General features: G+C 73.9%; 19 protein-coding genes. 6 read left to right on the forward strand and 13 right to left on the reverse strand.

What is annotated here, in order from left to right; translation table 11 throughout:
- Window positions 1–45: 45 nt before the first annotated feature.
- A complete protein-coding gene (locus BF93_RS08505; protein ID WP_038372021.1) occupies window positions 46–744 on the reverse strand; it encodes a FadR/GntR family transcriptional regulator in 699 nt (232 codons plus the stop codon).
- Between the two features lie 182 nt (window positions 745–926).
- Between BF93_RS08505 and BF93_RS08510 the strand changes: the two genes are divergently transcribed.
- The 3 genes from BF93_RS08510 to BF93_RS08520 all read left to right on the forward strand — a co-directional run bounded on the left by BF93_RS08510 (window position 927) and on the right by BF93_RS08520 (window position 4,806).
- Window positions 927–2,303: a GntP family permease gene (locus BF93_RS08510; protein ID WP_038372022.1), complete on the forward strand. Its 1,377-nt coding sequence runs from the start codon at window positions 927–929 to the stop codon at window positions 2,301–2,303.
- Complete coding sequence (locus BF93_RS08515; protein WP_038372023.1) at window positions 2,303–3,076, forward strand: SDR family oxidoreductase; 774 nt, start codon at window positions 2,303–2,305, stop codon at window positions 3,074–3,076. Before BF93_RS08510 ends, BF93_RS08515 begins: the two co-directional genes overlap by 1 nt.
- A 116-nt stretch (window positions 3,077–3,192) precedes the next feature.
- Window positions 3,193–4,806 (forward strand): gluconokinase, encoded by a 1,614-nt coding sequence (locus tag BF93_RS08520; RefSeq protein ID WP_051486726.1) that lies wholly within the window; start codon window positions 3,193–3,195, stop codon window positions 4,804–4,806.
- 60 nt (window positions 4,807–4,866) lie between these two features.
- Here BF93_RS08520 and BF93_RS08525 read toward each other — a convergent pair whose 3' ends face one another.
- Genes BF93_RS08525 through BF93_RS08540 form a run of 4 tightly spaced genes read right to left on the reverse strand, consistent with a single transcriptional unit; the run spans window position 4,867 to window position 8,014 of the window.
- On the reverse strand, window positions 4,867–5,883 hold the full coding sequence (locus BF93_RS08525) for an aldo/keto reductase (protein ID WP_038372024.1): 1,017 nt from the start codon (window positions 5,881–5,883) through the stop codon (window positions 4,867–4,869).
- Between the two features lie 10 nt (window positions 5,884–5,893).
- Window positions 5,894–6,403 carry a GNAT family N-acetyltransferase gene (locus BF93_RS08530; RefSeq protein WP_038372025.1) on the reverse strand — a complete coding sequence of 170 codons (510 nt, stop codon included), beginning with the start codon at window positions 6,401–6,403 and terminating at the stop codon, window positions 5,894–5,896.
- Window positions 6,400–7,506, reverse strand: coding sequence for an App1 family protein (locus tag BF93_RS08535; RefSeq protein WP_084148397.1), 1,107 nt, complete (start codon window positions 7,504–7,506; stop codon window positions 6,400–6,402). Before BF93_RS08535 ends, BF93_RS08530 begins: the two co-directional genes overlap by 4 nt.
- Before the next feature lie 22 nt (window positions 7,507–7,528).
- Window positions 7,529–8,014, reverse strand: a complete 486-nt coding sequence (locus tag BF93_RS08540; RefSeq protein WP_038372026.1) for a GNAT family N-acetyltransferase — start codon at window positions 8,012–8,014, stop codon at window positions 7,529–7,531.
- 198 nt (window positions 8,015–8,212) lie between these two features.
- Here BF93_RS08540 and BF93_RS08545 point away from each other — a divergent pair, with 198 nt between their 5' ends.
- Window positions 8,213–8,749 (forward strand): low molecular weight protein-tyrosine-phosphatase, encoded by a 537-nt coding sequence (locus BF93_RS08545; protein WP_038372027.1) that lies wholly within the window; start codon window positions 8,213–8,215, stop codon window positions 8,747–8,749.
- 65 nt (window positions 8,750–8,814) lie between these two features.
- Here BF93_RS08545 and BF93_RS08550 read toward each other — a convergent pair whose 3' ends face one another.
- The 6 genes from BF93_RS08550 to BF93_RS08575 all read right to left on the reverse strand — a co-directional run bounded on the left by BF93_RS08550 (window position 8,815) and on the right by BF93_RS08575 (window position 16,143).
- Window positions 8,815–10,596, reverse strand: a complete 1,782-nt coding sequence (locus BF93_RS08550) for a hypothetical protein (protein WP_038372028.1) — start codon at window positions 10,594–10,596, stop codon at window positions 8,815–8,817.
- A gap of 230 nt (window positions 10,597–10,826) precedes the next feature.
- Window positions 10,827–12,464, reverse strand: a complete 1,638-nt coding sequence (pgm, locus tag BF93_RS08555) for a phosphoglucomutase (alpha-D-glucose-1,6-bisphosphate-dependent) (protein ID WP_198025389.1) — start codon at window positions 12,462–12,464, stop codon at window positions 10,827–10,829.
- 93 nt (window positions 12,465–12,557) lie between these two features.
- On the reverse strand, window positions 12,558–13,442 hold the full coding sequence (locus BF93_RS08560) for a hypothetical protein (RefSeq protein ID WP_038372029.1): 885 nt from the start codon (window positions 13,440–13,442) through the stop codon (window positions 12,558–12,560).
- A gap of 151 nt (window positions 13,443–13,593) precedes the next feature.
- A complete protein-coding gene (locus BF93_RS08565; protein WP_051486727.1) occupies window positions 13,594–14,616 on the reverse strand; it encodes an inorganic phosphate transporter in 1,023 nt (340 codons plus the stop codon).
- Window positions 14,617–14,618: 2 nt separating this feature from the next.
- A complete protein-coding gene (locus tag BF93_RS08570) occupies window positions 14,619–15,239 on the reverse strand; it encodes a DUF47 domain-containing protein (RefSeq protein WP_232226274.1) in 621 nt (206 codons plus the stop codon).
- Between the two features lie 277 nt (window positions 15,240–15,516).
- A complete protein-coding gene (locus BF93_RS08575; protein ID WP_038372031.1) occupies window positions 15,517–16,143 on the reverse strand; it encodes a hypothetical protein in 627 nt (208 codons plus the stop codon).
- Between the two features lie 55 nt (window positions 16,144–16,198).
- On the opposite strand from BF93_RS08575, the gene BF93_RS08580 reads away from it, so the two are divergent.
- A complete protein-coding gene (locus BF93_RS08580) occupies window positions 16,199–16,897 on the forward strand; it encodes a PH domain-containing protein (RefSeq protein WP_051486728.1) in 699 nt (232 codons plus the stop codon).
- Complete coding sequence (locus BF93_RS08585) at window positions 16,885–17,481, forward strand: DUF4126 domain-containing protein (protein ID WP_038372033.1); 597 nt, start codon at window positions 16,885–16,887, stop codon at window positions 17,479–17,481. The genes BF93_RS08580 and BF93_RS08585 overlap by 13 nt, the downstream gene beginning before the upstream one ends.
- A gap of 66 nt (window positions 17,482–17,547) precedes the next feature.
- On the opposite strand, the gene BF93_RS08590 is transcribed toward BF93_RS08585, so the two are convergent.
- Together BF93_RS08590 and BF93_RS08595 are read right to left on the reverse strand one after the other, a co-directional pair.
- A complete protein-coding gene (locus tag BF93_RS08590; protein WP_038372035.1) occupies window positions 17,548–18,243 on the reverse strand; it encodes a hypothetical protein in 696 nt (231 codons plus the stop codon).
- Between the two features lie 106 nt (window positions 18,244–18,349).
- Entirely contained in the window at window positions 18,350–20,434 is a 2,085-nt protein-coding gene (locus BF93_RS08595) for a M3 family metallopeptidase (protein WP_051486729.1), read from the reverse strand.
- Window positions 20,435–20,500 lie beyond the last annotated feature (66 nt).

A 20,500-nucleotide genomic window follows, 5' to 3' on the forward strand; every position in this document is an offset into this window, starting at 1 on the left:
GCGGGCGCGCTCTCGGTGCTCTGAGCCCCCGCGCCGCGGGCGCGCTCAGGCCTCCGGCGCGGCGACCTCGCCCCAGACGGTGCGCATGTGGGAGCGGGAATGGCGCTCGGCGGCGTCCTCGTCGCCCTCGGCGATGGCGAGGGCCAGGCGCATGTGCTCCTCGAGGGTGCCGGGCACGGGGATCGGCGGGGTGAGGCCCAGGCGGGTGCGCCCCTCGAGGACGGCCTGGACCGGCCGGGCGAGCGCGGCGAGCTGCGGGTTGCCCGAGGCGGCCAGCAGCAGCTCGTGGAAGGCGACATCGGCCTCGAGATAGGGCTCGGTGTCCCCGAGGCCGCGGCCGCCGAGGTCGACGAGGACCTCCGCGAGCCGGCGCAGCTCGGCGCGCTGGGCCGCCGTGGCGCGGCGCGCGGCGAGGAGGGAGGCCATGGGCTCGGCGGCCACGCGCAGCTCGGCGAGGGCCTCGAGCTGGCGCTGGCGGAAGGGCCCGCGCAGGTTCCAGCCGATCAGCTGGGGGGAGAAGGCGTCCCACTGCTCGCGCGGCTGCACGGTCACGCCGACGCGGCGCCGGGAGGTGACCATGCCCAGGCTCTCGAGCACCCGCACCGCCTCGCGCACCACCGTCCGCGAGGCGCCGAGAGCCTCCTCGATCCCCGACAGGGTGAGCACCTCTCCCGGCGGAAGCTCCCCGGCGGCGATGCGCCCCCCGATATCGTCGAGAACGTCACGGTGCATGCCGATCGCCATCGCGTCTCCTTCGTCGTGCTGCGGCGGCCGAGGAGCGGGCGGTCCGGATCACAGCCCGAGTTCCTCAATGGTGCTACCTTACCGGCTGAAAAAGTAGTACCTTTGCTCCACGGCGCCGGGGCCCGAGGCTCGTCCGGACGGCACGGCGCCTCCTGTCCCTCGCATTCAACGGAGAATCCCCCATGGAAGACTGGACCCAGACCCTGGGCGCCGGGCCGCTCCTCGGCATCGCCGCGGTCGCCGTCGCGCTCATCCTGTTCCTCGTCATCAGGGTCAAGCTGCACGCGTTCCTCGTGCTCGTGATCGTCTCCCTGCTGACCGCCGTCGCCACCGGCATCCCCGCCGAGTTCCTCGTGAAGACCCTCGTGGAGGGCTTCGGCGGGACGCTCGGGAACGTGGCCCTGCTCATCGGCTTCGGCGCCGTGCTCGGTCGGCTCATCGAATCCTCCGGCGGCGCCAAGGTCGTCGCGGAGAAGATGGTCTCGATCTTCGGCGAGAAGCGCGCCGCCTTCGCCCTCGGCGTCACCTCGCTGCTGCTGGGCTTCCCGATCTTCTTCGACGCGGGCCTGATCGTCATGCTGCCGATCATCTTCGCCGTCGCCCGCCGCATCGGCGGCAAGAACCTCCTGCTCTACGGCATCACCGCCGCCGGCGCGTTCTCCGTCATGCACGTCTTCGTGCCGCCGCACCCCGGCCCCGTCGCCGCCAGCGAGTTCTTCGGGGCGAACCTCGGCGTCGTGCTGCTGGTCGGCCTCGTCATCGCCTTCCCGGTCTGGTACATCACCGGCTACCTGTGGGCCCGGTTCGCCAACGCCCGCAACCCGCTCGAGGTCCCCAACCTCTTCGGCCAGGACGACGACGAGATCGCCAACCCGCCCAGCGCCGGACTCGTCGTCGCGATCGTCGCCCTGCCGCTGGTGCTCATCCTCATGAACACCGGCCTGAACGCCCTGGGCAGCGCCGGCATCGTCGACAAGACCCAGGGCTGGGTCCACGCCCTGCGCCTGATCGGCGAGTCGCCCGTCGCCCTGCTGATCACCGTGCTGGTGGCGCTGGTCGCCCTCGGCACCGCCCGCGGCGAGAAGGGCTCGGCCCTCGAGAAGCTCGTCGACGGCACGCTCGCCCAGGTCGCCTCGGTCATCCTCATCACCGGCGCCGGCGGCATGTTCGGCTCGGTGCTGCGCGCCTCCGGCATCGGCGACGCGCTCGCCGACACCCTCTCCGGCTGGGGCCTGCCGGTCATCTTCGCCGCCTACATCATCGCGCTCGTGCTGCGCGTGGCCCAGGGCTCGGCGACGGTCGCCCTGGTCACCACCGCCGGCCTGCTCTCCCCGGCGGTCATGTCCGGCGGGTTCAGCGTCGTGGACACCGCGGCGATCACCCTGGCCGCCGCGGCCGGCTCCGTGTTCGCCGGCCACGTCAACGACTCCGGCTTCTGGCTGGTCGGGCGCCTGATGAACATGGACGTCAAGACCACCCTGAAGACCTGGACCGTCCAGCAGGCGATCCAGTCCGTGGTCGGCTTCGTGCTGGTCCTGGTCATCTACGTGGTCCTCTGATGGCGGGGCACGACCTCTTCGACGTCACCGGCCGCCTGGCCCTGGTCACGGGATCCTCCCGCGGCCTGGGCCTGGCCCTGGCCACCGCGCTCGCCGATGCGGGCGCCCGCGTCCTCCTCCACGGCCGGGACCAGGCCGCCCTGGACGCGGCCCGGGCCGCGGTCGAGGCGGAGACCGGGCAGCGGCCGGAGGCGGTCCGCTTCGACGTCACCGACGCCGCCGCGGTCGAGGCGGGCATCGCCGCGCTGCTGGCCGAGCACGGCGTGCCGGACATCCTGGTCAACAACGCCGGGGTCCAGCGCCGCGCCCCGATCGCGGAGTTCCCCGTCCAGGACTGGGACACGGTGATCGCGAGCAACCTCTCCAGCGTCTTCTACGTCTCCCGGCACCTCGCGCCGGCGATGGTGGAGCGCGGCTCGGGCAAGATCATCAACATCGCCTCGGTCCAGTCGAAGCTGGCCCGCCAGACGATCGCCCCGTACTCGGCCAGCAAGGGCGGCGTCGCGCTGCTGACCCAGGGCATGGCCGCCGACCTCGCGCGATCCGGCGTGCAGGTCAACGCCATCTCCCCGGGCTACTTCGCCACCGAGATGAACCGGGCCCTCGTCGAGGACGAGGCGTTCACCGCCTGGCTCACCGCCCGCACCCCGGCGCAGCGCTGGGGCGAGGTGCGCGAGCTCGCCGGGACGCTGCTCTACCTCGCCTCGGACGCCTCGGCGTTCGTCTCGGGCCAGAACATCTTCGTCGACGGCGGCATGACCGCCGTCGTCTGAGCCCCCGCTGCCGGCCGTCGGCCGAGGTCCCCTCGGGGTCCCGGCCGGCGGGGGCAGCCCCCGGCTCCATCGGCCCGGGCCGATCCCGCTCGACCCCGCACGGAAGGACGCAGACCATGGCAGCACTGGACGACCCCGCAGCGCAGGCCCCCGCACGCGATGTGGTGATCGGCGTGGACATGGGCACCACGGCCACCAAGGCCGTCGCCTACGACGTGTCGGGGGCCCAGCTGGCCTCGGCCTCGCACGGCTACCCCCTGCACGCGCCCCATCCCGGGCATGCGGTCCAGGACCCCGAGCTGATCCTCGCCGCGGCCTACGCCGGCGTGCGCGAGGTCGTCGCGAGCATCGGCGCCGAGCGGGTGGCGGGGCTGTCGTTCTCCTCGGCCATGCACAGCCTGCTGGCCCTGGACGAGGACCTGGCCCCGCTCACGCCCGTGGTCACCTGGGCCGACACCCGGGCGTCCGCCCAGGCCGAGCGGGTGCGGGCCTCGGCCGAGGGGCTCGCCCTGCACCGCCGCACCGGCACGCCGGTGCATCCGATGTCGCCGCTGCCCAAGCTCATCTGGTTCCGGGAGCAGGAGCCGGAGATCCGCACCAAGGCCGCGATCTGGGCCGGGATCAAGGACTGGGTGCTGCTGCGCATGTGCGGCGCCCTGGTCACGGACCATTCGCTGGGCTCGTCCTCGGGCCTGATGGACATCCATGCCCTGGCCTGGGACGAGGAGGCGATGCGCCTGGCCGGCGTGCGCCCCGAGCAGCTGCCGGAGTTGGTGCCCACCACCACCGTCCTCGAGGGCCTGACCGAGGAGGCCGTCGCCGCCACCGGGCTGCCCGCGGGGACCCGGGTGGTGGTCGGCGCGGGCGACGGGCCGCTGGCCAACCTGGGCGTCGGCGCGGTGCGCCCGGGCGTGGCCGCCTGCTCGATCGGCACCAGCGGCGCCCTGCGCGTCACCGTCGACCATCCCGCGGTCGACCCGCTGGGCGGGGTGTTCTGCTACGCCCTCACCGAGGACCGCTGGGTGATCGGCGGCGCCATCAACAACGGCGGCGTCACCCTGGACTGGGTGCGCTCCCAGATCGCCCGCGGCCCCGCGGTCCCGGCCCCGGCGGCCGAGGGCCCCGCGGGCGACGGCCCCGCGCCGGAGGCGGCCGAGCTGCCCTCGGCCGCCGAGCTCCTGGACGAGGCGGCGACCGTCCCGGCCGGCTCCGGGGGACTGCTCATGCTCCCGTATCTGCTCAGCGAGCGCGCCCCGCACTGGGGCAGCACCACCCGCGGCGCCTATGTGGGCCTGACCCGCGGGCATCGGCGCGAGCACCTGGTGCGCGCGGCCGTCGAGGGCGTGGCCCTGCAGCTCTCGCTGGTCCTGCAGTCGATGCGCTCGGCCGGGCTCGAGATCGACGAGATCCGCGCCACCGGCGGGGTCATGCAGCACCCGCTGTGGCGGGAGACGCTCGCCGATGCCCTCGGCGCCCCCATCGGCTTCCCGGCCCAGCACGAGGGCTCCGGCTTCGGGGCGGCGCTGCTGGGCATGCAGGCGCTGGGCCTGATCGCCTCGATCGACGTCGCCGCCGAGATGATCCCGGTGGCCACCCGGCAGCGCCCCCGGCCGGCCGATGCCGCCGTCTACGCCTCGCTGCGGCCCGTGTTCGACCAGCTCTACGACGCGCTGCTGCCGGCCAACGACCGCCTGCTGCGCCTGGCCCCGTCCCTGCCGCTGGACCGCTGAGCCCGCTGGACCGCTGAGCCCGCCGGACCGCTGAGCCCGCCGGACCTGCGACCGGGAGGCTCAGCGGCCGGTGCCGTCCACGGCGAAGGTCTCGATCGCCGCGAGCTCGGCGTCGGTGAACGGACCGGCCTCCAGCGCGGCGACGTTCTGCTCGAGCTGATGCACGCTCGAGGCGCCCACCAGGGCCGTCGTCACCAGCGGGTTGCGCAGCGCCCAGGCCAGCGCCATCTGGGCGAGGCTCTGCCCGCGCCCGGCGGCGATCTCCGCCAGGCCGCGGGCCCGCTCGAGGTAGCGGGGATCGCGCACCGTCTCCGCGCTGAGGAACACGCTGGCCCCGCCGGCCCGGGAGTCCTCCGGGACGCCGCGCAGGTACCGGCCGGTGAGCAGGCCCTGCTGCAGCGGGGAGAAGACGGCCACGCCGATGCCCAGCTCGTCGACCGCGTCCAGCAGGCCGCCCTCGATGTGGCGGTTGAACATCGAGTACGAGGGCTGGTGGATCAGCAGCGGCGTGCCGAGGTCGGCGAGGATCCGCGCGGCCTCCCGGGTGCGCTCGGGGGAGTAGTTGGACACGCCCGCGTACAGCGCCTTGCCGGAGCGGACGGCGTGGGCCAGGGCGCCCATCGTCTCCTCGAGCGGGGTGTGCGGGTCCTCGCGGTGGTGGTAGAAGACGTCCACCGTCTCCAGGCCCAGGCGGCCCAGGGACTGGTCCAGCGAGGCGAGCATGTGCTTGCGCGAGCCCCAGCTGCCGTAGGGCCCCGGCCACATGTCATAGCCGGCCTTCGTCGAGATGATCAGCTCGTCGCGGTAGCGGGCCAGGTCCTGGGCGAGGATCCGGCCGAGGTGGGTCTCCGCGCTGCCCGGGGGCGGGCCGTAGTTGTCGGCGAGATCGAAGTGGGTCACGCCCAGGTCGAACGCACGGCGCACGATCGCACGCAGCGTCTGCGGATCCCGGTCCTCGCCGAAGTTCTGCCAGAAGCCGAGGGAGATCGGCGGCAGCAGCACGCCGGAGCGCCCCGCCCGCCGGTAGTCGGTGCTGTCGTAGCGGTGCGCGGCGGGGACGAAGGCGTCGATGCTCATGGCTGCGAGCCTAGTGGCTGAGGTCGCGCACCAGGACGTCGAACCGGGCCTCGGGATCGGCGAGGGCCGACGGGTCCAGCGGGAACGGATGGGTCGCGCCGGTGGGCACGAAGCCGCGGCGCTGGTACCAGGCGTTGAGCTCGTCCCGCCCCTGGAGGACGTGGATCTCCAGCTCGAGCACGCCCGCCTCGCGCAGCAGCGCGACCTGCGCCTCCAGCAGGGCGCGGCCGATGCCGCCGGCCTGGGCGGCCGGATCCACGGCGAACAGCCCGAACTCCGCCCGGGTCCCGGCCCGCTCGGTGTAGCAGCAGCCGATCACGCGGCCGTCGGCCTCCGCCACCAGCAGCGCGACCGCGGGCGCCGCGATCAGGGCGCGGACCTCGGACTCGTCGGTGCGGGCACCGGAGACCAGCCCCTCCTCGGTGGTCCAGCCGCCCGGACCGCGGTAGGCCGCCTCCACGATCTCGAGTATGCGCGGCACGTCGGCCGCATCGGCCGCGCGGATCTGCGGGGCGCTCACGAGAGCACCCCCAGGCCCCGCAGCGCGCGGGACAGGCCGTGGCCGTCGGGCGCCCGGACCGTGCGACGGGAGTCGCCGGGAAGCCGGGACGGCGCCTCCGCCAGCGGGCGGCGGCTGCCATGGGCGAGGACCTGCTCCGGTTCGGTCAGCTGACGGATGGCGATCGCCTCCACATGGTCGGGATGGTAGGCCTCGAAGGCCCGGTAGGTGTCGGGGTCGTGCTGCCCGTCGTCGCCGATGAGGATCCACTTCACCTGCGGGAACGCCTCGGCGAGGCGGGCGAGGGCGCGGACCTTGTGCTCACGGCCCGAGCGGAAGAACCCGGTGTTCGTCGGACCCCAGTCGGTGAGCAGCATCGGCCCGTCGGGGTAGCCGTTCTTGAACAGGAAGCGCCGCAGCACCGGGAACACGTTCCACGCGCCGGTGGAAAGATATACCACCGGGGCGGCGGGATGCTCGCGCAGGATCTCCTGGTAGAGCGCCGGCATGCCCCGCACCACCCGGCGCGAGGACTGGTGGATGACGAAGGCGTTCCAGAACGCCAGCAGCGGCCGCGGCAGCCAGGTGATCATCACCGTGTCGTCGATGTCGCTGACCACGCCGATCCGCTCCTCGGGGGAGAACACGAGCACCTCGGCGGTGACGGCGTTGCCCGGATGCGTGGACAGGACGGCCTGGTGCCGTCCGGGCGGCAGGTCCACGACGAGCTCGGTGTCGATGATCCCGGAGCGGTCGGCGTGGACGAGGAACTCGTCCCCGGCGATGGTCACGCGCACGCGCGCGAAGGGCGCGACCTGCGAGGCGAAGTTCCGCCAGCCGCGCACCGCCATGGTGCGCATGTCATGGACGGGCTGGTCGTGATAGTCGGCCGGGGTCGAGGGGGAGGCGTACAGGACCTTCGCCAGCACGCGGATGCGACCGGGGGCGCCGTAGCCGATGAAGGGCTGCAGGCGCACGTCCCAGCCGAGGCGCTGCAGCACGCGGCCCATCAGCCGGTTCTTCGTGTTCTCCGTGCGCGCCGCCCAGTGCGGCCGGTCCCGGGCCGGGATGAAGGGGGCGTCGGAGGGCAGGGGAGGGCGCGGTCCTGCGGGGCGTCGCGGCATGCCGGACGAGAGCGGGGGCGGGTCAGACCGCGCGGGACATCTTGATCCAGGACGAGTCCGGATCGTCCTCGACGACCTGCCAGCGGTCCCCGGTGTCGGTGAAGCCGAGCGACTCGTACAGCTTGCGGGCGGGGGCGTTGGTCGGCCCGACATACAGCGTCACGGTGTCCGCGCCGTCGGCCTTCGCCCAGGCGAAGACGGCCTCGGCGAGAGCGTGGGCGATGCCCGACTTGCGGGAGGACGGCGAGACCCACATGGCCTGCAGCTCGCGCTCGTTGGCGGGGGAGTCCTCCTCGTGCCGCGAGGCGACCACGGCGACGGGCTGCTCGTCCTCGACGGCGAGGAACCAGGCGGCCTCGTCCACCCGGCGCTGCCATGCCTGGTCGTCGTAGGCGGACTCGCGGTCCCAGCTCTGCCCGAAGGAGGACGGGTCGGAGCTCAGCGAGCGCAGGCGGATCTCCCGGACCAGATGCCAGGTGTCGTTGTTCGCGCGGATGATCTCGGCCAAGGCAGTCCTCCAGTGCAGGTCATGTATCGCTGGTCCCCGCAGATGGGGCGAGGAACGGCGCTCCCTGGTGATTGTACGGGTCGACACGGGGCACCGACACTGTGCCACAGCCGTGCCCGGAACGCACGCCGGGGCCCCGCGGAGCGCGAGCCGGTGGAACGGCGCCCCGCACGGTGCCGGAGCTGTCACAATGGCCGGGTGACTGCACTGCGCGTCCTCACCGTCTGCACGGGAAACGTCTGCCGCTCGCCCGCCGCAGCGGTGATGCTGCGCGAGGCGGTGCGCGCGGATCCCCGTCTCGCCGCCGACGTCGAGGTGCACTCGGCGGGCCTGAGCTGGGAGGCCGAGGGGGAGCCGATGGACCCCCGCACCGTCCTGGCCCTCGAGCATGCCGGCTACACCCAGCCCTTCGAGCACACGGCCCGCAGCATCCACCAGTCGGAGCTGCCGACCTGGGACCTGCTGCTGCCGATGACGACCGATCATGCCGCGGCGCTGCTGCGCAAGGCCGAGCAGATCCCGCCGGACGCCCCCACCCCGGAGATCTCCCTGTGGCGGACCTTCGATCCGCTGCTGCCCGCCGGCGCCGAGGACGAGGACATCTCCGTCCCGGACCCGTGGTACGAGGGCCAGGAGGCCTTCGACGAGACCATCGAGGTGCTGCGCGGAGCGCTGCCGACCCTGCTCGAGCACATCGCCGAGCTGCTCGAGGCCAAGCGGGTCGCAGGGCGCTGAGCGCGCCCGGCCCCTGCGGCCGGCAGGACCTCCCGGCTCAGCGGCGCGGGCAGGGGCCTTCGGGCTCAGCGGCCCTTCGAGGCCTCGCGGGCGGCCCGGCGCTCGGCCCGCACCGTCTGGTGACGTCCGTGCCAGGTGGCGGCGACGAATCCCGCGGCCGTCAGGAACCCGACGCCGAGGGCGACGACGAGGACCTGCCCCATGCGGCCCCACGCGGAATCCGAGTCCTCGGTGAAGGTGCTGATGAGCTTGACGATCCGCCCGTCGTCCTCGTCCTCGTCCTGCGTCCGGGACGCGCCGGTGTGCAGGGTCTCGGACTCCTCGGCCTGCGGCGCGCCGCGATCGGCCGTCTGGGACTGCTCAGGGGTCCGCGCTGCGGCCGATGCGCTCCGGTCGGTGCTCTCGTCCGTCGCCGGCGGGTCCTCGGGGACCGCCCCGGGCGGGAAGAAGGCTGCGGGCTCCGTCGGGGTCGAGGGCTGCTCGCTCGGGGTCGTCGGCTCCGGCGCAGCGGGAGCGCTCGTGGCGGCGGCGGAGCTCTCCGGATCCTCCGTCGGCGTGGTGGGCGACTCGCGGGGCGTCGACGGCTCCTCGGTGGGCGTCGTGGGCGCCGGGCTGGACGGCGTGGGCGACGTCGACGGGGTCGTGGGCGACGGGGCCGGGGTCGTGGGCGACGCGGTGGGCTCCGGCCCCGTCCCCTCGGACGAGTCGTCGGTCGGCGTCCCGGAGCCCTCCCCCTCGGTGGGTGCCTCGCTGCTGGGCTGCTCGGTGGGGGTTCCCGTGCTGGGGTCCCCGCTGCTGGGCTCCTCGGTCGGGGTCGGAGCGATGGTCCCCGGCGGGGCGATGCCGTCGTCGGGGTCGGGCGTCGGCTCGCAGCTCGGGTCGTCCGACGGGGTCGGCTCCGGCGACGGTGACGCGGTGGGCGTCGCCGTGGGGGAGGTCGTCGTGGAATCGGGCTCGCTCGTCGTCCCGTCGCTCGGGGCGGGAGCCGGCTCGGGGTCGCAGGTCGGCGTCGGGGAGGGCGTCGGCGTGGGGGAGGCCGTCGGGGTGGCGGTCTCGGAGGGGGTTGCGGTCGGCGTCCCGGTCGGGGAGGGGGAGGCCGTCGGCGTCGTCGTGGACGATGCGGTCGTGGTGGTGGGGGCGGAGGGCGCGGCGCTCGTGGTCGTCGTCGGGTCGCCGGTGGCGGACTCCTCGGAGTCGGGCTGCGTCGAGGGCTCCTCGACGGGAGGGGAGACGGGATCGCTGGGCTGCGGATCCGAGATCGCGGAGTCCTCGACCGGCGTCGTCTCGGGATCGGGATCCTCGACGGGCGTCGTCTCGGGATTCGGGTCCTCGGCAGGCGTGGTCTCCGGGTCCTCGACGGGCGTGGTCTCGGGATCGGGGTCCTCGACCGGGGCGCTGGTGGGCTCCTCCTCGGGGGGAGCGGCGGCGTCCTCCGTCACCTCCGCCGGGGGCGGATCCTCGGTGCTCTCGTCCGGGGCAGGGGCGTCCTCATCGGGCGCAGGGGTGTCCTCGTCGGGGACGGAGGTGTCCTCGTCGGGGACGGAGGTGTCCTCGTCGGGGACGGTCTCCTCGAACGGCGGCGCATCGGCCGCAGGCTCCACCGGCGCGCGCCGGTCCGCGGCAGGGACGTCCTCGGGGCTGCGCCCCTTCTCCGAGCTGCCCTGGTCATCGCCATGAGCGCCGCGGGTGATCTCGACCTCGAGGCCGTCATCGGCGGCATCGGCCGGGGCCTCGACGGTGGCGGGATCCGAGGGGGCGGGGGACTCCGCGGCGGCGGGAGCGAGGGGGAAGACGCTGGTCGCCAGGAGGGCGGCGACGGCCGCGCGTGCGCGCGCAGAGCTCCGCATGTGCGTCCCCCTCTCCTGCGGTTCGCTGTTCCGGTCGTCCGATATCGGCTCCCGGGTGGTCGATCCCGGAGTCCGGTGCACGTTTCAGGATCCGCCGAAGCGGTGCACCCCGCAAGAAGGCGTGAAGGATCCCACCTCGCGGAGAGGCCGCCCGAGGGACGGCCAACGGCCCCCCACGATAGCGGATGCGCCGCAGACCGAGGAGGGCCGATGGGGAAAGGAGAGGAACGTCAGCTGTTCAGCGCGCCGTCGACGACGTTCTTCGCCGCCTCCTGCACCTCGCGCAGATGCTCCTCGCCGCGGAAGGACTCCGCGTAGATCTTGTAGACGTCCTCCGTGCCCGAGGGACGGGCCGCGAACCATGCCGACTCGGTGGAGACCTTCAGGCCGCCGATCGCCTCGCCGTTGGGGGCGACCGTCATCTTCGCGGTGATCGGCTCCCCGGCCAGCTCGGAGGCGGAGACCTCCTCGGGGCTGAGGGCCTTCAGCCGGGCCTTCTGCTCGCGGCCGGCCGGGGCGTCGATGCGGTCGTAGGCGCTCGCCCCGAACTCCGCGACGAGCTCGCCGTGCAGCTGGCTGGGCGTGCGGCCGGTGACGGCGAGGATCTCCGAGGCGAGCAGCGCCAGGATGATGCCGTCCTTGTCCGTGGTCCACACCGAGCCGTCGTGGCGCAGGAAGGACGCCCCGGCGCTCTCCTCGCCGCCGAAGCCGACGGAGGAGTCGATGAGCCCGGGCACGAAGTACTTGAAGCCCACCGGAACCTCGTAGAGCTCGCGGCCCAGCGATGCGGTGACCTTGTCGATCAGGCTGGAGGAGACCACCGTCTTGCCGACCTTCGCGCCCGCGGGCCACTGGGGGCGGTGCGAGAAGAGGTAGCGGATCGCGACCGCGAGGTAGTGGTTGGGGTTCATCAGCCCCGCATCGGGCGTGACGATCCCGTGGCGATCGGAATCGGCGTCGTTGCCGGTGGCGATGTCGTAGGTGTCCTTCTGCTCGAGCAGCGAGGCCATCGCCCACGGGCTCGAGCAGTCCATGCGGATCTTGCCGTCGCGGTCCAGCGTCATGAAGGACCACTGCGGGTCGACGGTGGGGTTGACGACGGTGAGGTCCAGGTCGTGCATCTCGCCGATCATCGCCCAGTAGTCGACGGCGGCGCCGCCCAGGGGATCGGCGCCGATGCGCACGCCCGCGCGGCGGATCGCCGCGATGTCGACGACGCTGGGCAGGTCCTGCACATATGTGTGGAGGTAGTCGTAGCGGCCCGCGTGCTGGACGGCCTTGCTGCGGTCCACCCGGCGCACCTCGCGCAGGCCCGAGGCCAGCAGCTCGTTGGCGCGGTCGGCGATCCAGCCGGTCGCCTCGGACCCGGCCGGCCCGCCGTGCGGAGGGTTGTACTTGAAGCCGCCGTCGCGCGGCGGGTTGTGGCTCGGGGTGACGACGATGCCGTCGGCCCGCGAGGAGTCCTGCGGTCCCTTGCCGCGGTTGTGCACGAGGATCGCGTGCGAGACCGCGGGGGTGGGGGTGTAGGTGTCCATCGCGTCGATCAGGACCGTCACGCCGTGGGCCGCGAGGACCTCGAGCGCGGTGTCGAAGGCCGGGCGGGACAGGGCATGGGTGTCGCGGCCGATGAACAGCGGGCCCTGGATCCCCTGGGCGGCGCGGTACTCGACGATCGCCTGCGTCGTCGCGGCGATGTGGTCCTCGTTGAAGGCGGTGTCCAGGGAGGAGCCGCGGTGCCCGGAGGTGCCGAATGCCACGGCCTGGTCCGGATTCGAAGGATCGGGGTGGAGGTCGTAGTAGGCGTCGAGGACCGCGTCGACGTCGATCAGGTCCTCGGGCTGTGCCTTCTTGCCTGCGCGGGGATGCATGATCCGCACTCCCTTCATGGGAACGATGGTCCGGCCACTCTAGGTGGTCCCCGGGGCCGCTCCGACCGGGAGCCGGGAGATGAGACGTGCAGGTCAGGCGCGGCGCCCGCGCACCTTGGTCACGATGCCCACGATCAGCAGCACGAGGCCGACCAGACCGAGCAGCACGCCGCCGCCGATGCCGGCGAGCATCGGCCCGGCCATGCCGAAGATGCTGTACGGGCCGAGGTAGGCGGCATCGGCCGTGGTGCCGGTGCAGGTGATGGTCATGCGGGTGTCGCCCTGCGCGACCGCGCCGAGCACCTGGTGGTACGTGCTGCCGTCGCCGAACTGGACGGTGCTGGACTGGGGGACGACGGTGACCGTCCCGCCCTCGCCCTCGGCCGTGCACTCCGCGGTGGCGGCATCGGCCTCGGGGACGTAGACGATGACCATGGAGTTGCTGGGGACCTCGACCGTGGCCGTGGATCCGGGCATCACCGTCGGCCCGGCGACCGCGTCGCCCACGAGATGGTTCACCGAGAGCACCAGGCCGATCACGAGCGCCGCCGGCGCGAGCACCAGCAGCATGACCAGTCCCAGGACCAGCGGGATCGTGCCGCGCCCGCGGCGACGTCCCGGATCGACGGACGCGGGGCCCTGCGGACCTGACTGCGCCGACCCGGCCTGCCAGCTCGGGGCGGAGGGTCCCTGGCCGTACGGGCCGGCGGGGTCTCCGGCCGGCCCCGGGGTGTGGCCGGCGTGCCCGGCCGGCTGCGCCGACGGCTGGCCCCAGGCGCCGGAGGAGGCCGGGGCCGCCGCCGGTCCGGACCCCGCCGGCGGCATCGATCCGGCGGGAGGGTGCTGCGCCCAGCCGGCGTCCGAGGAGGGGGCCTGCGAGTCGGGCGGAGCCTCGCCCGGCCCGGGGGGAGAGGCGGGCAGGCCGTAGACGGGGCGCGGGCGCCGAGGGCTCGGCGTGAGGCCATCCTGCTCGGACATCGGGTCTCCTTCGCGGCGGCGGTTCGCGCCCGGCGCCGCGGTCGACGGTCGGGAGGGCGCTGTCCGGATTCCCGGGAGCGCCGGGCCAGGATAGCGACGCCGCCCGGGAGTCCGCCGAGCGCCGCCTCGCGACCCGGCCGGGGCCGGTCCCTCAGATGCCGATGCTGGTCTGGGCGAGGCGGGCGATGATGAGCCCCATCCCGAAGCAGGCGAAGGGCGTGGCCAGCCAGACGGCGAGGATCCGCCGCACGACCGGCAGCCGCAGCGCCCGCGGCCCCCGCGCCAGCCCCGCCCCCATGATCCCCGCCGCGATGGAGTGGGAGGAGGAGACGGGCAGGCCCATGCCCAGGGAGACGAGGCCCATCAGGGTCGCGGTGGCGGCCTCCGCGGAGAAGCCCTGCGGCGTGGTCAGGTCGGTCAGGCGCGAGCCCAGGGTGCGGATGATCCGGTGGCCGCCCATGAGCGTGCCCAGCGCGATCGCGATGGCCACGGTGTACGGGGCGGAGGCCAGCACGGCGCCGGGCATCGGGGAGGTCGTCGCGACGGCCACGATCACCGCCATCGGGATCAGGGCGTCCTGCAGGCCGTGGGCGGTGGCGACCAGCCCTGCCGAGACGGTCTGCGCGAACCGCAGGTGGCCGCTGCGCAGTCGGTCGCTGGTGAGCATCCGCGAGATGAGCTGCATCGTCGCGTAGGCGGCCGCCGCCCCCAGCAGCGGCGCGAAGGCGGTCGGCAGCAGCGAGCTGCGGGCGATGGTGGGCCAGTCCGCGTCCCAGCCCAGCACGAGGGACGCGCCCCCGACCCCGGCGAACAGGGCGTGCCAGCTCGAGGAGGGCATGCCCATCCACCAGGTGATCAGATCCCACAGGATCGTCACGAGGACGCCGGCGAGGATGATCCACAGGAGCACCGGGCCGGGGGTGTCGACCCCCGCGGTGATATGGCCCAGGCCCATGCGTTCGAAGGCCCAGGTGGACGAGATCGTCACCAGGCCGATCCCGAGCAGCGCCCCGAACAGGTTCAGCAGCGCCGCCATCCCCAGCGCCGTGCGCTCCCGCAGGGCGCGGGTGGTGATCGTGGTGGACACGGCGTTGGAGGCGTCGTGGAATCCGTTGACGTAGGCGAGCAGCACGGCCAGCAGCGTGATCACCGCGGCGAGGGGCTCGACGGCCATCCTCAGGTGTCCTTGATGCGCAGGAGGTCGGCCTGTCGGGCCGCCCGGTCCAGCAGGGCCAGCAGCTCCAGCATCCCCTGGGCGACATCGCGGCCGCGCAGCAGGTCCGCGGCGGAGCCGCCCCGGGTGTAGAGCTCGGCGATGGACCGCTCGACGAGGCGGTCCCCGTGGCGGCGCAGCCGGCGCATCTCGCGGTGGTACTCGCCGAGGCCGCGCAGGTCCGGCAGCGTCCAGCCCGCCTCGACCGTGAGGTCCGCGGCCCGCTCGACGACCTGGGCGGCCTCGAGCATCGGGGTGGAGATGCGGCCCAGGGAGAAGGACACGGTCAGCTCCGCGATCCGTTCCATGCGGTCGGTCGCATCGGCCATCGACAGCGCGAACTCGTAGAGGACCTCCGCCTCGAAGGGCGTGATCAGCGATTCGGCCAGGCGGTTCCCGATGCGCGCGGTGAGCTCCGAGGCGCGGGTGGCGTTCTCGTGCAGGGCCGGCAGGGCGCGGGAGCGGTCGCGCGAGGGCTGTCCGAGGGTGCGGGAGAGGAGCTCTGCGCTGCCGGCGAGGAGCTGGGCGAGGTCCGTCAGCAGGCTGTGGAGGGGACGCTCGAACTGCCGTGGGAAGAGACGCACCAGCCCTCCGTATGCGAGGCCCCGCGGGACGTGCCGCCCGGGGAGGGCGACGGGAGAGGCCCCGGGGCGGACGAGAAGCAGACGCGCCGGACCGGGATGCGCCTGTCGGCGCGAAGGCCGCTCGAAGCGGCAAATGTTGGAGCCCGGGGCAACCGCGGCCCGGCGCACGATCCATCGTAGAGCACTCGATCGGATCGCGGGGCCGGTCTGCCCCACGTGTGGGGAAGATCCTGCATGATCCGACGTCAGGGCCGCTTTCGGAGTGGGCGGCGGGATCTCAGTCCAGGGTGCCGTGGCGGGCGGCGTGGCCGGCGGCGGCGAGCTCCTCGCCGGTGGTGAGCAGGCGCTCGGCCTGGACCGTGAGCTCGCGCTGCGCGGCCTCGGTGGACTCGGAGTCGGCCAGATGCGCCGTGCCGTGCGCGGCGATCACCGCCACCGCCCCGGCGCGGGCCAGCGCCACGGACAGGTCTCCGGTGAAGGCGCCGCGCAGGATCAGGTCCATGGCGCTGCGGGTCTGCTCGAGGCTCGGCGGCTCCTCGAGGCCGGCGAGGTAGCGCAGCCCGGGCACCGTCCGGGAGCCCTCGCGGTACCGCAGGGTGACCTCCTCCGTCTGTCGCTGCACCCAGGTGTGCAGGACGTAGAGGCGCCACAGCGCCCCGGGCAGCGAGGTCGCGGGGGCTGCGGACCACAGGGTCGCGAGGTCCCCGAGGCCCTCGCGCTCGACGAGGGTGAGCACGCGCTGGACGACGTCCTCGTCGGCGCTGTGGAAGACGCCGTGCAGCAGCGCCTCGGCGCTCTGGTGGGCGAGATCCGCGGTCTGGGCGGGGTCGGGCGCCCCGGGGATCGCATCGGCCACCGACGGGTACAGCGGGGCAGGGCGGCGGAACGACGGGGTCGGACTCATGCACGGCACTGTACGCGCCGGGACTGGGCGGGCCGGGGCCGACTACGGTGATGCCATGACGATCCCTCGGCGGCTGGACCCGGACACCGGGCCGCCGCGCGCCCTGCCGGACTTCCGGCGCTCCGCGGGAACCATCGAGCGCATGCTGAGGGCCCTGGACCATGGGCCGGAGCTGAGCACCCAGGAGCGCCCGGCGGTCCCCGGCGCCTCCGGCACGGGGCGCGGACCGGTGCGGGTGACGACCTCGCGGATCGTCGTGCGCTCGGCGCTGCTGCGCACCGCGATCGCCGCGCTGTGGCTGTGGGCCGCGCTGGTGCCCGGCGTGCTGGGCCTCCTGCTGCTGATGCGGGTCCCCGCCGGGCACGCGCCCGATGTGGCCGTGGTCGTGGTGGTCGCGGGGCTGGGGCTCGGCACCCTGGTGCTGCTGCTGGCCGCGCTGCGCTGGGGCGTGCTGGCCCTGGCCGCGGTGCGCTCCCGCCTGGAACGGGATTCCGAGGCCGTGACCGTGTTCGGGGCGTTCGGCTCGCGCCGGGTGCCGTGGCGCGACATCGCGGGCGTGGACAGCCGCGCCGTGCACCCCGTGCACGGGGTGAGCGCGGCGCTGGTGCTGCGCGGCGGCGGGCGCGTGGTGATGCCGCTGTTCGACCGTCCGGTGTGGACCTATGCGCAGCCGTCCCGCCGGGAGATCCGTGAGCTGCGCGCGGAGATCGTGCGACGTGCCGGGAAGGACGGTGGGCGGGCATGGAAGCCCTGATGATGACGCTCGGATCGGGATGGGTCAGCGGGGTGCGGCCCTACTTCATGATCTTCCTGCTGGGGCTGTCGGGACGCCTCTTCGGGATCGAGGAGGTGCCGGCGGTCCTGCAGCGCACCGACCTGCTGGTGATCGCCGGGATCCTGCTGGTGGTCGACTTCGCCGCCGACAAGATCGCCTACTTCGACTCGTTCTGGGATGCCCTGCACACCGTGGTGCGCCCCATCGCGGGCGGCGCCATCGGCTACCTCCTGGGCGGCGAGACCAGCACCACCGCCGCGATCGTGATGGCGGTGCTCGGCGCGGCGGCGGCCTTCGGCGCGCACACCGCGAAGTCGACCGCCCGGGCCGCCGTGAACGTGTCCCCGGAGCCGGTCTCCAACGCCCTGGTCTCCGCCGGCGAGGACGCCGCCGTCCTGCTCATGGGCGTGCTGGCGGTCGCGCTGCCGGCGCTCGCCGCGGTGCTGGCGCTGCTCCTGCTCGCCGCCGGGCTCTACCTCGCCCACCGGCTGCATCGCTCGTTCCGCAACCTCCGCGCGCGCCTGCGCGAGGCCCGCGCCCGCCACGCCCCCGTCCCGGAGTGAGCCGGCCCCGCGGGGCGCGGAGCGGTGAGCCTTCCTGCGGGACCGGCCGGAAGCCGGTCCGGCCGGTCAGGCGTGCGGGGCGGCGCTGACGCCGTCGGCCCAGAGCTCGGCGACCACCGGCAGGACCTGCTCGGAGCTGATGTCCGAGACCTGCAGGACGTCCTCCTCGGTGAGGGGCTCGTGCCCCACCTTCCAGGCGCCGTCGTCCTCGACGTGCAGCATGAGCTGCGTGGTGGTGGCCGGGTCGCCCGCGTCGCAGCGGCGCAGGGAGACGGTGTTCCCGGGCGCCTGGGCGAGGAAGGCCCGGGCGATGTCGGTGACGGCCTGCGGCACCTGGTCCGGCGAGGCGAGGGCCGTGACCAGGAAGGTGTCCAGCTCGTCCTGGGTGAGCATGAGGACGGACTGCTCGGCGGCGACGAGGAAGGCCATGCGCATCGCCCCGCCCTGCGCCAGGGCCATGCCCAGCCAGCGGTTCGCGCTGGTGAGCGTGCCGGCGACGATCTGGCCCTCGCGGCCCAGCAGCCACTGGCCGTCGGCCGACTGCTCGACCTTGCCGCGGGCGCGCAGCCCGGCGGCGACCGCCGCGGAGACGAAGTCGGCCGCCTGCTCGGGAGCGCTGCGGATCCCGATCTGCTCGCGGGTGATCTCCGCGGCCTCGGTGCGGCGCAGGTTCAGCATGAAGTCGATCTCGTAGGCGGTGTAGATCGTCTGCGTCTCGTCCGCGCTGCTCGCGGCGGCGCCCGGATCGGCGTTCTCGGTCATGGTCACCTCACGGTCGTGCACGGATGGGCCTGGACGGCACCGGGAGCCTCGAGCATGTCAGAGATGCCCGAGCCGTGCACCCGGCGCCGATGGGGAGAAGTCCCCATCAGGCGAGGCCGCGGCGCTCGAGCAGGTAGCGGACCTCGCGGTCCCGGCCGCGGAAGGCCCGATAGGCCTCGAGCAGATCGCGGGACCCGCCCAGGGCGAGGATCCCCGCCCGGAACGCGTCCCCGGCCTCGCGCAGCGGCACGCCGGCGGCGAGCTGCTCCTCGAACCAGGCGACGGAGTCCGCGTCGAAGGCCTCCGCCCAGAAGTAGGAGTAGTAGCCCGCGGCATATCCGCCGGAGAAGGTGTGGTGGAAGTAGCCGGTGCGGTAGCGCGGCGCGACCAGCGGGTGGGCGAGGCCGGCGACCTCGAGCTGCTCGGCCTCGAAGGCGCGCGGGTCCTCGACGCGGACGTCGGCGCCGATCCGGTGCCAGCGCCAGTCCAGCACCGCCGCAGCGAGGTACTCGACCGTGGCGAAGCCCTCGCCCCACAGGCTCGCGGCCTCGACCCTCTCCAGCAGCTCGGGCGGGACGACCTCCCCGGTCTCCACATGGCGGGCGTAGTGCTCCACGATGCCCGGGCGCAGCGCCCACATCTCGTTGACCTGGCTGGGGAACTCGACCACGTCGCGCGGGACGGCGGTGCCGGCGACCGAGGGGTTCTCCACGTCGCTCAGCAGGCCGTGCAGCGCATGACCGAACTCGTGGAACATCGTGCGGACCTCGTCGAGGGTGACCAGCGCCGGCTCGCCCTCGGCGGGGCGGGAGATGTTCATGGTGTTGGTGACGATGGGGCGCGTGCCCTCGAGGTGCGAGCGCAGCGACAGCGAGGTCATCCAGGCGCCGCCGCGCTTGGTGTCCCGCGTGAAGTAGTCGCCGATGAACAGTCCCAGGCCCTCGCCGTCGGCGTCATGGACCTCCCACACCGCGGCCTGCGGGTGGTGGGCCGCGAGATCCTCGCGGCGGGTGAAGCGCAGGCCGTAGACCTGGCCGGCGGCGTGGAACACGCCGTCCTCGAGCACGCGGTCCAGCGCGAAGTACGGGCTCAGCTCGGCGCGGTCGACCGCGAAGTCCTCCCGCTGCACCCGGTCGGCGTAGTAGGCCCAGTCCCAGGGGGCGAGCTCGTCCACGCCGTCCTCGGCGGCGCGGCGCGCGATCCGCTCGCGCTCGCGCTCGACGTTCGCCATCGCAGGGCCGATGGCCCGGGCGAACAGGTCCTCGACCGCGACGGGCAGGGCGGCCGTGCGATCGGCGACCGCGAGGGCGGCGAAGTCCTCGAAGCCCAGCAGCTCCGCCTTCCGCGCCCGCAGGGAGGCGATGCGCGGGGCCAGCTCCCAGGTCGCGGTGCCGCGCTCGACGGAGGCGCGGTACAGCCGCTCGCGCACGGCGCGGTCCTCGAGGGAGGTCAGCAGCGGCTGGACGGTGGGCAGGCCCAGCGTGAGCAGCCATCCCTCGAGCCCCGCATCGGCCGCCGCGGTCGCGGCCGCAGAGCGCTGGGCCGCATCCAGCCCGGCGAGCTGGGACTCCTCGTGCACGGGCACCGCCGCGGCCTTGAGGTCCTTCTTCACGGCCTGCGAGAACGCGGTCTGCGCCTCGGAGATCTCCTGGTTCAGCGCGGCGAGGGCCTCGCGGCCGGCGTCGTCCAGGCGGGCGCCGCGCAGCACGAAGCGCTGGTGGGTCCGCTCGAGGATGTGGCGCTGCTCCGGGCTCAGCGCGACGGTGCCGTCCTCGGCCGCGCGGCGCAGCGCATCGACCCGCGCGAAGATGCGCGCGTCCAGGTGCAGCGCGTCGTCCAGGGCCGTGAGCTCGGGGGCGATCTCCTTCTCGATCTCCAGCAGCTCGTCGGTGCCGTCGCAGGCCACGAGGTGGAAGAAGACGGGGGTGACGCGGCGCAGCACCGGGCTGCCGTGCTCGAGCGGCTCGAGCACGGAGGCGAAGGTCGGCGCGTCCTGCGCGGCGGCCAGGCGCGCGAGGAGGGCCTTCTGCTCGGCGATCCCGGCGCGGAACGCCGGCAGCAGGTGCTCGGGCCGGATCGCCGCGAAGTCCGGCAGCCCGTAGGGCAGCTCGGAGGCCCGGGCGAAGGGATTGCCCTCCAGTCCTGCCGCAGCGATGTCGGGATCAGGGGCGCAGGAACCGGATGTGACCATGCGCACCAGCCTATCGGCGGGGCTGGGACCGCCATGGGCTCTCCCGGGGCGGAGCCTGGGACCGGC

Source organism: Brachybacterium phenoliresistens (genome assembly GCF_000576425.1).
Lineage (GTDB): Bacteria > Actinomycetota > Actinomycetes > Actinomycetales > Dermabacteraceae > Brachybacterium > Brachybacterium phenoliresistens.

Excerpts from the sequence above, each read along its gene's own strand:
- BF93_RS08505 (WP_038372021.1), bottom strand. The coding sequence starts at position 744 with ATGGCGATCGGCATGCACCGTGACGTTCTCGACGATATCGGGGGGCGC.
- BF93_RS08510 (WP_038372022.1), top strand. The coding sequence starts at position 927 with ATGGAAGACTGGACCCAGACCCTGGGCGCCGGGCCGCTCCTCGGCATC.
- BF93_RS08515 (WP_038372023.1), top strand. The coding sequence starts at position 2,303 with ATGGCGGGGCACGACCTCTTCGACGTCACCGGCCGCCTGGCCCTGGTC.
- BF93_RS08520 (WP_051486726.1), top strand. The coding sequence starts at position 3,193 with ATGGCAGCACTGGACGACCCCGCAGCGCAGGCCCCCGCACGCGATGTG.
- BF93_RS08525 (WP_038372024.1), bottom strand. The coding sequence starts at position 5,883 with ATGAGCATCGACGCCTTCGTCCCCGCCGCGCACCGCTACGACAGCACC.
- BF93_RS08535 (WP_084148397.1), bottom strand. The coding sequence starts at position 7,506 with ATGCCGCGACGCCCCGCAGGACCGCGCCCTCCCCTGCCCTCCGACGCC.
- BF93_RS08550 (WP_038372028.1), bottom strand. The coding sequence starts at position 10,596 with ATGCGGAGCTCTGCGCGCGCACGCGCGGCCGTCGCCGCCCTCCTGGCG.
- pgm (WP_198025389.1), bottom strand. The coding sequence starts at position 12,464 with ATGCATCCCCGCGCAGGCAAGAAGGCACAGCCCGAGGACCTGATCGAC.
- BF93_RS08560 (WP_038372029.1), bottom strand. The coding sequence starts at position 13,442 with ATGTCCGAGCAGGATGGCCTCACGCCGAGCCCTCGGCGCCCGCGCCCC.
- BF93_RS08565 (WP_051486727.1), bottom strand. The coding sequence starts at position 14,616 with ATGGCCGTCGAGCCCCTCGCCGCGGTGATCACGCTGCTGGCCGTGCTG.
- BF93_RS08575 (WP_038372031.1), bottom strand. The coding sequence starts at position 16,143 with ATGAGTCCGACCCCGTCGTTCCGCCGCCCTGCCCCGCTGTACCCGTCG.
- BF93_RS08580 (WP_051486728.1), top strand. The coding sequence starts at position 16,199 with ATGACGATCCCTCGGCGGCTGGACCCGGACACCGGGCCGCCGCGCGCC.
- BF93_RS08585 (WP_038372033.1), top strand. The coding sequence starts at position 16,885 with ATGGAAGCCCTGATGATGACGCTCGGATCGGGATGGGTCAGCGGGGTG.
- BF93_RS08590 (WP_038372035.1), bottom strand. The coding sequence starts at position 18,243 with ATGACCGAGAACGCCGATCCGGGCGCCGCCGCGAGCAGCGCGGACGAG.
- BF93_RS08595 (WP_051486729.1), bottom strand. The coding sequence starts at position 20,434 with ATGGTCACATCCGGTTCCTGCGCCCCTGATCCCGACATCGCTGCGGCA.